Annotated in this window: 9 protein-coding genes; 4 read left to right on the forward strand and 5 right to left on the reverse strand. The window is 70.5% G+C overall.

All coding sequences use genetic code 11. The annotated features are described in order from the left end of the window. Positions 1-192: 192 nt before the first annotated feature. The 3 genes from SH922_RS31955 to SH922_RS31965 form a co-directional block, all read right to left on the reverse strand. Positions 193-1,563 carry a hypothetical protein gene (locus SH922_RS31955; RefSeq protein WP_393061967.1) on the reverse strand — a complete coding sequence of 457 codons (1,371 nt, stop codon included), beginning with the start codon at positions 1,561-1,563 and terminating at the stop codon, positions 193-195. Positions 1,564-1,635: 72 nt separating this feature from the next. Beyond that, complete coding sequence (locus SH922_RS31960; RefSeq protein ID WP_393061969.1) at positions 1,636-2,577, reverse strand: hypothetical protein; 942 nt, start codon at positions 2,575-2,577, stop codon at positions 1,636-1,638. Positions 2,578-2,618: 41 nt separating this feature from the next. Then, positions 2,619-3,161, reverse strand: coding sequence for a hypothetical protein (locus SH922_RS31965; RefSeq protein ID WP_393061971.1), 543 nt, complete (start codon positions 3,159-3,161; stop codon positions 2,619-2,621). A gap of 472 nt (positions 3,162-3,633) precedes the next feature. Between SH922_RS31965 and SH922_RS31970 the strand changes: the two genes are divergently transcribed. Together SH922_RS31970 and SH922_RS31975 are read left to right on the forward strand one after the other, a co-directional pair. Further along, positions 3,634-4,848 carry an RCC1-like domain-containing protein gene (locus tag SH922_RS31970; protein ID WP_393061973.1) on the forward strand — a complete coding sequence of 405 codons (1,215 nt, stop codon included), beginning with the start codon at positions 3,634-3,636 and terminating at the stop codon, positions 4,846-4,848. Between the two features lie 48 nt (positions 4,849-4,896). Continuing rightward, positions 4,897-6,072 (forward strand): RCC1 domain-containing protein, encoded by a 1,176-nt coding sequence (locus SH922_RS31975; protein WP_393061975.1) that lies wholly within the window; start codon positions 4,897-4,899, stop codon positions 6,070-6,072. Between the two features lie 183 nt (positions 6,073-6,255). On the opposite strand, the gene SH922_RS31980 is transcribed toward SH922_RS31975, so the two are convergent. Further along, the gene (locus SH922_RS31980; RefSeq protein ID WP_393061977.1) at positions 6,256-6,759 is read right to left on the reverse strand and encodes a YfbM family protein; all 504 of its coding nucleotides are present in this window, start codon (positions 6,757-6,759) and stop codon (positions 6,256-6,258) included. A 184-nt stretch (positions 6,760-6,943) separates the two neighbouring features. On the opposite strand from SH922_RS31980, the gene SH922_RS31985 reads away from it, so the two are divergent. Then, positions 6,944-7,840, forward strand: a complete 897-nt coding sequence (locus tag SH922_RS31985; protein WP_393061979.1) for a LysR family transcriptional regulator — start codon at positions 6,944-6,946, stop codon at positions 7,838-7,840. 55 nt (positions 7,841-7,895) lie between these two features. Here the strand turns inward: SH922_RS31985 and SH922_RS31990 are convergent, their stop codons facing one another. Next, the gene (locus SH922_RS31990; protein WP_393061981.1) at positions 7,896-8,858 is read right to left on the reverse strand and encodes a transcriptional regulator; all 963 of its coding nucleotides are present in this window, start codon (positions 8,856-8,858) and stop codon (positions 7,896-7,898) included. Positions 8,859-9,158: 300 nt separating this feature from the next. Between SH922_RS31990 and SH922_RS31995 the strand changes: the two genes are divergently transcribed. Beyond that, positions 9,159-12,170, forward strand: coding sequence for a S8 family serine peptidase (locus SH922_RS31995; RefSeq protein ID WP_393061983.1), 3,012 nt, complete (start codon positions 9,159-9,161; stop codon positions 12,168-12,170). Positions 12,171-12,227 lie beyond the last annotated feature (57 nt).

A 12,227-nucleotide genomic window follows, 5' to 3' on the forward strand; every position in this document is an offset into this window, starting at 1 on the left:
AAAGTCCCCCTGCCACCCGCACCCGCCGTCCCGTGGAGGCAGCGCCGTCCCGGCAGAGCGACGACCCCGGCGGGGAGTGTTCCGCAGTCGCTGGGGCGACGCTATCAAGGACCCGCGTGCCGTTGCGGCGGGAAGCCCGAGCGCGGGCGTGCGGGGGCCGGGGCGGTGCGCCCGGCCCCCGCACGCGCCGGGTCAGTCCAGCGCGCGCACGCCCGGAGCTGTCGGCGCAGGGATGTCGTCCATCCCCTTGTCCGCCGACCCCGCAGGGGCGTCGGCGCCCACCGGAGTGGAGGTCATCGGCCGGGATGCGGCACAACGCTGCTTCTCCGACTCGGACATGGGCCCCGTGCGCTGAAGAATACGGTCGGGCACGGCCCGTGACGGCCCGTCGATCACCGCGTGGAGCCGGTAGTCGTCCTTGTTGCTCAGGAACCAGCCCTCGACCCGCTCACGGCTCGGCTGGATCTCCACCCAGCTCACTTCGCCGGGCTGGATCCGCTCCACGATCTCCCGCCGGTCGCTGCTGAACCACTGCCAGGGCCGCTGCCAGCCCTTCTCGTAGGCGAGGGCGAACTGGGCCGCCATCGGGCGCTCCTTGATCCGCTTCCGGTCCTCGTCGCGGTCCCCGGTGGTGGGCAGCCGTGCGACCTCGGTGAGGGCGAGCCCGGCGTCGGCGTAGGCCTGCGCGATGCTGTCGTGGCTGCGCTCGGCGTAGTCGAGCACCCGGGTGTGCTCCAGCGGGTTGCGGGTGCAGTTGATGAACGCCTCACCGACGACCCGCGCCCGGTCGTAGTAGCGGAAGGACATCCGGGTGTCGGGCCGGAAGGTGCAGGCGTTCTCCCCGTTGCACGCGGCGGCCGCGTTGTGCAGGGCCTTCTCCCGCTCATTGCCCTTGTACGCCTCCGAGCGCTCCAGGGCGGACTTGTCGACCGTCTTGTCCAGCGCGGGTGCCACCTCCACCGCCCGGATCCGCGCGATCATCGGTGAACAAGTCACGTGCGTGCGGGAGTCGGTGACCTTGGAAGTGAAGGTGAGTAGCGGTTCGTTCTCGGACGCGGTGAACTCGTAACTTCTTCCGGTCCAACGGCCGGGTCCGGCCTTGCCCTTGACGCGGTCCGGATCACCGGCCGTGGTGACGTCACGGACCGCGCCGCCGGATCCCGCCACGGTGTAGGGCTGGCCGCCCGCCACCTGCTCGGGGGCGCACTCCTTGGAGACCGCCGGGCTGTCCTCGTAACTGACCGTCACTTTCGCGCCGGTGCGGACCCCGCGCAGCCGCTGCTGGAGGGTGTTGCCGTCCTTCTGGAGCGCGACGGCGTGGGACGTGTCCGAGCGGCCGGCGGCGGCCGGCGAATAGCGCTGGTTGGCGCCGGTCCAGTAGTCGATGAGGACGGTCGTGGGGCCGTCGCCCTTCATGGCGGGATCGGCGAAGTCGCCGTTGAGTACGGGAACGGTCTGGGCGGGCGCGGCCGCGCCCGCCGGGGTGGCTCCCAGGGCGGCGGGCAGCGCGAGCCCGGCGACGCCGAGCGCGGCCAGGGTGCGGAGTCGGACGGGAAGGGGCATGGGCGGGCTCCAGGGCAGGGGGCGGGCGGGACCGGGCAGGGGACAGCAGACTTGGTGGAGGGGGTGAGAAGGTCAGCCTTCGGCGGGCACGAGGGGTTCCTCGCGCTTGGGGAGCGCGCCCGGCGGTACGAGGCCCTGGGACGGGACCTCCTGCACCCGTCCGGTCGACGCGGGCTTGTTGTCGCCGTCGTCCGCCGTGCTGGGGGCGGGCCGCGTGCGGCCGCAGAGGTTGTCCGGGACGGCGTAGGTCTGCGCGACGAAGGTGCTGCTGTTGACCATGGAGGGGCTGTCGACGGCAATGCCGGTGACCTTGCCACCCTGGTCGGTGGTGAGGGTGCCGACCACCCGGCGCATCGCCGAACTCGCGCCGAACACCAGCATGTCGTAGGGCTTCACGACGGTCTTGTAGGTAGTCGTCTCGGTGTTGTCGACGGTCCAGGACTTGGAGTAGGTCGCCTTGAACGCGGCCTCGAAGGCCAGCTTGGCGCTCATCGAGCCGGACGCCTTCGCGCCGCCGGAGACATTGGTCTTGTTGCCGTTCTCCGAGGTCGGGCCCTCCTTCAGATTCGGCGTCTTGATGTTCATGCTCGTCTCGTTGCTGAGGTTGGTGGTGACCTCACCGCTGGCCGAGACCGTGCCTTCGACGGTGACCTTGCCGGAGATCTCCCCGCCGATGTTGTCGGTGCTGGAGGTGCGCAGCGTCACCGTACGGTCGACCGACATCGGGTCCACCGTGCAGTTGACGACCGCATTTCCGAGCGACTTGACGGCTGTGGAGTACTCGCGGCTCTTGGCCGGGTCGATGGCGAAGGTGCAGGCAGTCCGCCGTGCACCGCACTGCTTCAGGACCTTCTCGACCTTCGCCTCGCGGTTGTCGGCGGTGAACGCGCGGGCGGTGGGCGTCTCCTGGGGGGCCTCGCCGGAGTCGGCGAGCGCGGGGGCGAGAGGTGCGGCCAGACCGAGAGCGAGCAGGGGGAGGAACAGCGAGCTGCGGCGAAGCGTACGTGTGGACATCGTGGATCCCTTCAGGTGTACGGAGGTGGCGGCGGCGCGGCTCAGGAACCGAGCAGGGAGCACAGCTGCGAGACCGGGAAGGCCGACTGGCTGTCGTCGGCGCCACCGGGCACGGACGCGGGGAAGCCGGTGCAGGTGGACTCGACGGCGGAGGCGGCGTTGTCGGACGGGTCCGGCTCGAACGAGTGGATGGTCCCGTTCATGTCCGAGACGCCGTTCTCCTCCCGCTCACCCTTGCCGGTCAGCTTCTCCATGCACGAGGCGGAGCCGGGCGGGCACTCCTTCAGTTTCTCGCCCGCCGCCTCGATGTCCTTGTCGGCCTGATCGGCCGCCGCCTGGGTCTTCTGCTGCTCCTTCTCGATCTCGGCGGCCTCTTTGTCGTTGGCCTCGCGGTCCTTGCAGGCCTGGTCGTCCGGCTCGCATTCGGCGGCGGGCAGGAGGGGGACCGTGGCGGCGTGTGCGGCGGGGGACTGCGCGTACGCGGCGGAGAGGCAGCCGGTCACCGGCAGGGCGGCGGCGACGGCGAAGGCGGACAGGACGGCGGCGGCGCGCAGGGCGCGGCGGGCGGTCGGCAGGGGACGCACGGGGACTCCAGGCAGCTGGGGGCAGGGAAGAGGGCGGCGCACGGGACGGGGCGGACCGGGAGACCGCCACCAAGATCATCAAGCGCAGTGCGAACGTACATAAATGAGACTCGTGGCGGTCCGGGACACACGGGACCGGCGGAGTGGGCGGCAAGCTCACCGCATCGGCGTAGCGCCGCTCAACTCCCCCGAACGGCAAGGCTCCAGAAGGCCCGGAGCCCTGCCTCCACTGGCCTCGCGCACGGTCGGCGGCGCCCGTCCGCGTGGCCCCGTACTCCGGACGGCGGCCGGTCGCACGGGTGGAATGGCGGCTTTCGGCTCGCGTTAACGATCTTGGACAGTAAGCCTTCAGGAGAGCGCGGCGGCCGTGACCCGGTCCGCCGGGCAGTGTCGCGGGCACCCACGCCCGCCGGCCCGTCATGCCCCGGACCCGCCCCGCCTCGGTCCCCTTCCCCCACGTCTAAGGACACACATGTCCCGTACATCCCGCAGTTCCGGGCGCCTGCGCACGCTGGCCGCCGTCGCCGCGACGGCCGCCGCCCTGGCCGCCGTACCGGCCCTCGCCCCCGTCGCCCAGGCGGACGAGGGCAACCCGACGGTGCTCGCCTGGGGCGCCGGACGCACCGGTCAGCTCGGCAACGGCACCACCACCGACAGCCTCAGCCCGGCCTCCGTCACCAGCCTCTTCCGCGGCGACGTCGACCAGGTCTCGGCGGGCGGCACCTCCTCGTCCGACTCGTTCGTCCTCGCGCGCACCGCCAAGACCGTCAAGTCCTGGGGCAACAACTCCATGGGTCAGCTCGGCAACGGCGGATCCACCAACCAGCCGGTGCCCACCACCGTCCCGCGGCTGACCGACATCAAGGACGTCGCGGCGGGCGGCGGCCACGCCCTGGCCCTCGACACCAGCGGCCAGGTCTACTCCTGGGGCGACAACTCCTACGGACAGCTCGGCAACAACCGCACGGGCGAATACCGCACGGTCCCCGACCGGGTCCAGGGCATGCCCAAGGTCAAGCAGATCTCGGCCGGCTGCGACTTCAGCCTCGCGCTCCTGGAGAACGGCAAGGTGTACGCCTGGGGCCGCGGCGTCTACGGCCAGCTCGGCAACGGCAGCCGCGCCGTTTCCTCCGTACCCCGTCAGGTCACCGGCCTGGAGAACATCACGCAGATCGACGCAGGCTGCCACCACGCGCTGGCCCTGACCGCCGACAGCACGGTCAAGTCCTGGGGCTACAACCTCTACGGCCAGCTCGGCAACTCCTCCACCAAGTCCGCCGTCACCCCGGTCGACGTGGACTGGCTGGAGGACGTCTCCGAGGTCGACGCCGGCGCGAACCACAACTACGCGATCACGAGCGACAGTCACGTCTGGGGCTGGGGCAACAACCAGTACGGCCAGCTGCTGGAGTCCGACGAGGCGTACGACTACAACGTCTCGCGCACCAACCGCACCGCCCCCGTGGAGATCCCGCGCCTGGAGGGCGTCCAGCACATCGCGGCCGGGGCGCGCCACGGCGTCGCCGTCACCGCCGACGACGTCTACACCTGGGGCCACAACGGCGAGGGGCAGCTCGGCAACGGCACCACCGTCGCCCGCTACGAGTCCGTGAAGATCCTCGACGAGGGCTCCGCGATCAAGGACGTCGCCGCCTCCCTCGGCGGCAACACCACCTACGCGTACTGACGGGTGCGTCCCTCACCCGAACAGCGTCCCCGTCCAAGGAGAACCCCCATGTCCCCCCTGCGCACCACCCTCACCGCGGCACTCACGCTCGCCGCCCTCACCGCCCCGTGCCTCCCGGCACACGCCGCCCCCAGCGACCCCTGGGTACGCAGCTGGGGCAACAACAACCTCGGCCAGCTCGGCAACGGCAGCCTCGTCCTCCAGCCGACACCGTCCGACGTCCAGGGCCTGGCCCGCGACGACGTGAAGGAACTGGCCGGCGGCGGCGACATCGACAAGAACACCTTCGCCGTCGCGCTCCTCAAGGACGGCACGGTCCGTTCCTGGGGCGCCAACCTCACCGGCCAGCTCGGCAACGGGACCCTGACCGCCCAGGCCTTCCCCGCGACCGTCGCCGGTCTCTCCGGTGTCAGCGAGATCTCCGCGGGCAGCAACCACGCCCTCGCCGTCCGCGCCGGCCGTGTCCTCTCCTGGGGCAGCAACGCCAAGGGCCAGCTCGGCAACGGCCAGACCGTGGCGGACCCGACCGGGGTGCAGAAGCTCCCGGTCGAGGTGCAGAGCCTCAACAAGGTCAAGGACGTCGGTGCCGGCTGCGACTTCAGCGCCGCCCTGCGCCAGGACGGCACCGTCTGGACCTGGGGCGAGGGCGCCAACGGCCGTCTCGGCACCGGCGACAACACCGTCCGCAACACTCCCCAGAAGGTCAAGGACGTAGCCGACATCGTCTCCATCTCCGTCGGCTGCGCCCACGTCCTGGCCCTCACCGCGGACGGCACGGTCAAGGCTTGGGGCAAGAACACCGAGGGCGAACTCGGCAATGACTCCATCACCGACAGCAATGTCGCCGTCGACGTCGCCTACCTCGACGGCGTGGCCCGGATCTCCGCCAACCAGTACACCAACTTCGCCGTCCTGGACGACGGAAGCGTGAGCGCCTGGGGCTGGAACGCGCACGCCCAACTCGGCGACACCACGAAGGTCAACCGCACCACACCGGTCCCGGTGGACGCTCTTCAGGGCGTCACGGACATCGTGGGCGGCTACGACTACTCGCTGGCGTCCCTGGACGACGGCTCGGTCATCAGCTGGGGCGGCAACGGCACTTCTCAGCTCGGTGACGGCACGGTGGACCCGTCGGCCACGCCTGTGAAGGTGCTCCCGGCCGGCAGCGGCATCGCGCATGTAGCGACCGCGAAGACGGGCCGGTCCAGCTTCGCGTACTGAGCCCGATCCCCGTCCGCTCGATCCCCCTCTGCCCGCCGCCGGTTGTCTCCGGCGGCGGGCAGACAGGAGGACGCAGCCCCGGGCGCCGTGGGGCGATCGTCCACCAGGCGCTGACCGGGCAGTCCAGCAGTCGGCACGGCTGACCGGCCCCGCGTCGACGCCCGTTCGCAGGGAAACGATCAGTCATTGGAGCCAGACGACGATGGTGTCCCCCGCGCGGTCCGCGGCCTGAAAGTAGGGCACCAGCGCCTGGTATCGGCTGGTCACGTACTCCAGCGATTCGCCGCGCTCCCACATCTCGACGGGGTAGATGTCGGCCAGGGCAAGATCCGCCGGGGTGACATCCCGGACCAATGCGTCGACAGGAAGGGCCGTAAGAGCCTCGGCTGCCATGTGGACTGCCTTCGGGGAGAGGATGCAAGGAGGGCTGTGTCCCCAGTCCTCAGCCCCGGGGATGTCCTCTTCGCCATGGACGATGTCGATGGGGAACCCGATCCGGCCGAGCAGGAAGTCGAGAGCGTGCCACGCCTTCTCCGTGCCGTGGCATCGTGCTGCGGACGCCTCTCGTTGCTCGTCCCAGTCCGCATCCGCCAGCTCGTTGACGAACTCCTCGCCCCAGCCCGGGTCGCGGAGTGTGCGCTCGAGTTCGGCGGGGGTCAGACGGGCGTACCTACCGTTCATGCTCATGGCCGGATGCTAAGGGCTGTCCTCGTGCCGGGGCGGTCGGCCCGACCTCGCTGCCACGGCGGCGGGGTCCGGGCAGTGCGGTGACACTCCCCGCCCCTTGGTGTCGCGTAACGGAATATACGAGGCACCTCCCGCGATGTATCGACAGTCAGTACATCGATGACCTCAGGGAGGGGACGGGCCGATGAGCCTTCGTCAGTTCGAGTACGCCCTGGCCGTTGCCGAGGAGGGCTCGGTGACGGCTGCGGCGGATCGGCTGCGCGTTGCTCAGCCGTCGGTGTCCCAGCAGATCCGGGGCCTGGAGCGGGAGCTCGGCGTGGAACTGTTCGCCCGCACACCCACCGGACTCGTGGCCACCGTGGTCGGCCGCGCGTTCCTGCGGGAGGCGGAGGTCGCGGTGAGCGCGGCGCGGCGCGCGACGGCGACGGCGCGGGCCGGTGCCGATGAGCTGGTGGGCGAGCTGGTGGTCGCGGCGCAGATGGGCTTCGGTACGCGGCAGTGGCCGGGCGCTCTGGACGCGCTGCGGCGCCGCTACCCGCGGCTGGAGGTGACCGTCTTCGAGGAGCCGAGCTCCGCGGAGCTGGAGCGGCTGTGCCGCCGGGGCGTGCTGGGCCTCGCCCTGATGGCGGCGTGCGAGCGGAGCCCCGCCGACGCCCACCGCCTCGGCGACGAGGAGTTCGTCGTGGTGCTCGGTGCGGGGCACCGGCAGCTTGCCGCGGACCGGGTCGACCTGCGCGAGCTGGAGGGCGAGGCGTGGGTCAGGTTCGACCGCGACAGCGCACTCGACGGCGTCCTGCTGAGCGTGCTGCGGGACAACGACCTGACCCCGGTCACGGCCGCCCGCGTGTCCCAGACCGCGACGGCCGTGCGCTGGGCCGCCCACGGGCTGGGGGTGGCACTCGTCCCGGCCTCCGCGGTGCCCCACGACCACGAACACCTGGTCCGCCCGGTGTTCCCGGCCGTGTCCCAGCCCGTCATCGCCGTGCTCCGGCAGGGCGCGGGCCCGGGGGAGACAGCCCTGCTCGACCTGCTGCGCCGGGAGACCTGGACCGAGTCCGCTCCCTTCTCGCCCGTGTCCTGACGGGCGAGAAGGGAGCGGACTCCGCTGAGCTCCTGGCGTGACGGGGCGAGCCCTCTCACACCCAGCCACGCTCCCGCGCCCTCACCCCGGCCTGAAACCGTGTCCCCGCATCCAGCCTCCGCATCAACGCCGCCACCCGACGCGTAGCCGTACGCACGCTCACCCCCAACTGCCGGGCGATCGCTTGATCCTTGAACCCGGCGTGGAGCAACCGAACCAGCATCAACTCCTCCTCGCTGGGTCCCTCCACCACACCCAGCCCGTCGGAGAGCAACGGATCGGCCCGTTCCCAGTACGCCTCGAACAACTCCATCAACCCGTCCAGCAATCCCGACGGATGAACCACCACGATGGAGTCCTTGCTCCCTCCGGTCAACGGCACCACCGCGACCCGCCGGTCCACGATGCGCGCCTTGAACGGAAGGTGTGGCAGCAAGCGTGACTGCTCCCCGAGCGCCGCCAGGTTCAAGATCGACTCCAGTCGCCCGGGCGGCTCGATCGACTCCAGGCAGTACACGCCCCGGATGTCCACGCCCCGCTCCAGCCACTCCCGAGTCGTCGCCGTCTCCTGCTCGTTGTGGTGCGGCTCTCCCACCGGCTCCAGATACGGCGGCTTGTCCAGCGTCCACAGATGTGTCGTGACGGACCGGCTCAACTCCTCGACCTTTCGAGCCATCACCTCCTGACCCGTCAGCACTTCCACCAGGGCACCCGGATCCGACCGCAACTGCCCGGCCCGGTGCAGGCGATGCAGATCGGCGAACTCCGTCTCCACTCCGGCGAACGCCGTCTCCGTCTCCGACCGGCGGCGGTGCAGCAACGCCGACAAGGCCGAGCGCGGACTCACCGCCTCCCACTGACCCCGTCCCACCCGCCGCACCAGTCCCAGAGCGGCGAGCCGCTTGAGCGCCTGTCCCGTACGCGCCGCTCCGGACCCCACGCTCTCCGCGAGATCACGCACCGCGCTCCGCGGATCCGTCAGCACCGCCCGGTACACGCCCTCGTCGAACGTGCTCACGCCGACTGCTTCCAGCACAACCAGTCTCCCCTGTCACACGTGTCGGGTCGCCCGGACAGGTACGGGCAGGCGACGAACCGGCCGATGGTCCCCTCGCAGGTGGCGCGTTTGGTCACCGCGCCAAACACGCCATCAGATTATCTGGACACCAGGTGATCGCACAGCGTTCACTTCTCTCGACCGAATCGCCTATCGATCACCACACACGAACGGCGGTTCGTCACCCAAGTCGCCGACTCACACCCGGGCGAGTACCCCCACTCGCCTGTCCGGCATGCACGAACACCTGTGAGGAAACCCGTGACACCTCAGGCACGAAGAGCGTCCCGCATCCGACGCGGCACCATCGGCGCCCTGTTGACCACCACTCTCGCCGCCCTCAGCCTGCCCCTCGCCACCCCCGCCGTCGCGACGGGCGGCCCCAGCGGCCCCCTCTCTGCCGGCAACTACCTGATCACCCTCGCCGACCAGCCGCTCGTCACGTACGACGGCACCGTCGACGACCTCCCCGCCACCCGACCCACCGCGGGCAGGAAACTCGACGTCACCACCGCGAACGCCAAGCGCTACCGCACCCACCTGGTCGACGAGCAGACCCAGGTCGCCAAGAAGGTCGGCGCCGCAGTCCGCCAGCACTACGCCGTCACCACCAACACCTTCAGCGCTCACCTCAACGCCGCCCAGCTTGTCCGGCTGGCCCGCACCGAGGGCGTCACCAACATCGCCCCCGACCGGTTGCACCAGGCCACCGACGACAAGAACTCCACCGACTTCCTGGGCCTCTCCGGCCGAAAGGGGCTGTGGGCCGCCCTCGGTGGCACGGCCAAGGCCGGCAAGGGCATCGTCGTCGGCGACATCGACACAGGCATCTGGCCCGAGAGCGCCTCCTTCAAGGCTCCCGCACTCACGACTAAGAGGCCCACCGGCAAGCACGGCAAGAAGCCCTCCAAGGACGACCTGTACCGGCCCTACCTCGACGGCACGACCACCGTCATGCACAAGGCCGACGGCACCACCTTCACCGGCACCTGCCAGACCGGCGACAGCTTCACCGCCGCCGCTTGCAACGAGAAGATCATCAGCGCCCGCTACTTCGGCGAGGGCTGGCTCCGGAACGTCCCCGAATCCAACCGCGGGGGCTACATATCCCCCCGCGACAGCGAAGGCCACGGCACCCACACCGCATCGACCGCGGCCGGCAACGCCGGGGTCCGGGCCACCGCCGACGGCAATGACCTCGGCACCATCTCCGGCGTCGCCCCGGCCGCCACCGTCGCCGTCTACAAGGCCCTGTGGCAGAGCAAGGACGGCACCCAGGACGGCGGCCTGACAAGCGACCTCGTCGCCGCCATCGACCAGGCCGTCGCCGACGGTGTGGACGTCATCAACTACTCCCTCGGCGCCATGTTCGAAAGCGGGTACGACGACCCGTCCCAGGTTGCGCTCCGTAACGCAGCCGCCGCCGGCGTCTTCGTCGCCACCGCCGGGGGCAACGCCGGCCCCGAGGCCGCCAGCCTCGACAACACGGCTCCTTGGACCACCACCGTCGCCGCCGGAACCATCGCCCCCTACATGGGCACCGTCACACTCGGCGACGGGAGGAGCTACACCGGCATCAGCACCAGCGTGCACGACACCGTCGGCTCCGCGCCCCTCGTCCGTGCCGCCGCGGTCAAGACCGCCGACGCCGACACCGCCGACGCCGACCTGTGCATCGCGGGCACGCTCGACCCCGCACTCACCGCCGGAAAGACGGTTGTCTGCGACCGGGGCACCAATGCCCGCGTCGACAAGTCCGCCGAGGTCAAGAGGGCCGGCGGCACCGCCATGGTCCTGGTCAACCTGCGTAACGAGAGCAGCGACGGCGACCTGCACTCCATACCGACCGTCCACCTGAGCGGCTCCGACGCCACCGCCGTACGCGACTACGCCGCCACGGACGACGCCACCGCCACCCTCACCAGCGGCGGCAAGGGCGCCACCTACCCGCAGGTCGCCGGCTTCTCCTCCCGCGGACCCTCCCTCGTGGGCAAGGGCGACCTCCTCAAGCCCGACATCACCGCGCCCGGTGCCACCATCCTCGCCGCCGTCGCCCCGCCCGGTAACCACGGCCGCGACTTCGACTTCTACTCCGGCACCTCCATGGCGACCCCGCACATCGCCGGCCTCGCCGCCCTCTACCTCTCCGAGCACCCCACCTGGTCCCCGATGAGCATCAAGTCGGCCATGATGACCACCGCTTCCCCGACCAAGAGCGACGACGGCAAGAACAGCGGCGACGTATTCGCCCAGGGCGCCGGCGAGGTCGAGGCCCGGGCGATGCTCCGGCCGGGACTCGTCTACGACTCCAACGAAAAGGACTGGCTGGCCTACCTCGAAGGTGTCGGCATCGACACCCGGACCGGCACCGAGGCCATCGATCCCAGCGACCTCAATTACCCCTCCATCGCCATCGGCGAGCTCTTCGGCACCCAGACGGTCACCCGTACCGTCACCGCCACCTCGGCCGGCACCTACCGGGCCAAGGTCGACCTCCCCGGCATCAAGGCCACCGTCTCCCCGTCCGTCCTGCACTTCAGCCACGCCGGACAGAAGCGCACCTTCACCGTCAAGCTCGACGTGACCACCGCGCACTCGGGAGCACTCGACACCGGTTCCCTCACCTGGACCTCGGGCCGCACCACCGTCCGCAGCCCGATCGCCGTCACCCCGCAGAGCGTCCACGCCCCTGACGAGGTCAAGGGCACCGGCACGAGCGGCGAGACCACCTACTCCGTCACCCCGGCCACCAGCACCCTCACGGCCACTGCCAACGGCCCGGTCTCCTCGCCCCTCACTAAGGGCACTCTGACCGGAACCGCTGCCGAGACCTACTACGAGGCGAACATTCCGGCCGGCACCAAGGCCTCCCAGATCACGATCCACTTCGACCCGGCGGCAGACACCATCGTCGGCGTCGTCTGGGGACGGATGGTCGACGGCGTCCTGCAAAACGGTGCCTTCGCTGATCCCGACAGCAACGGAACATCCACCATCAGCCTGCGGCAGCCGAACGCAGGGACGATCTTCGTGGCCGTGGTCGCCCTCGGCAGTACGGACGACACCGTCACCCCGTACACCTACCAGGTGAACAACATCACCGAGGACAGCCCGGTCACCGGCAAGGTCACGGTCACGCCCGACCACGCCCGTGTCACCCCCGGCACCCCGACCGACCTGACCGCCACCTGGTCCGGCGTTCCGGCGGGAGCCCGGTCCACCGTCTGGATCGAATACCCGAACGGCGCGGGAACCTTCCTGACACTCAATTAACCCCCGCACTATGCAAGTGGTGGCGGCGCCTTTCTCGGGCGCCGCCACCGCTTTCTT

Source organism: Streptomyces sp. LN549 (genome assembly GCF_043203805.1).
Lineage (GTDB): Bacteria > Actinomycetota > Actinomycetes > Streptomycetales > Streptomycetaceae > Streptomyces.

Coding starts and splice junctions, on each gene's coding strand:
- SH922_RS31985 (WP_393061979.1), top strand. CDS start 6,944: ATGAGCCTTCGTCAGTTCGAGTACGCCCTGGCCGTTGCCGAGGAGGGC.
- SH922_RS31975 (WP_393061975.1), top strand. CDS start 4,897: ATGTCCCCCCTGCGCACCACCCTCACCGCGGCACTCACGCTCGCCGCC.
- SH922_RS31980 (WP_393061977.1), bottom strand. CDS start 6,759: ATGAGCATGAACGGTAGGTACGCCCGTCTGACCCCCGCCGAACTCGAG.
- SH922_RS31955 (WP_393061967.1), bottom strand. CDS start 1,563: ATGCCCCTTCCCGTCCGACTCCGCACCCTGGCCGCGCTCGGCGTCGCC.
- SH922_RS31970 (WP_393061973.1), top strand. CDS start 3,634: ATGTCCCGTACATCCCGCAGTTCCGGGCGCCTGCGCACGCTGGCCGCC.
- SH922_RS31960 (WP_393061969.1), bottom strand. CDS start 2,577: ATGTCCACACGTACGCTTCGCCGCAGCTCGCTGTTCCTCCCCCTGCTC.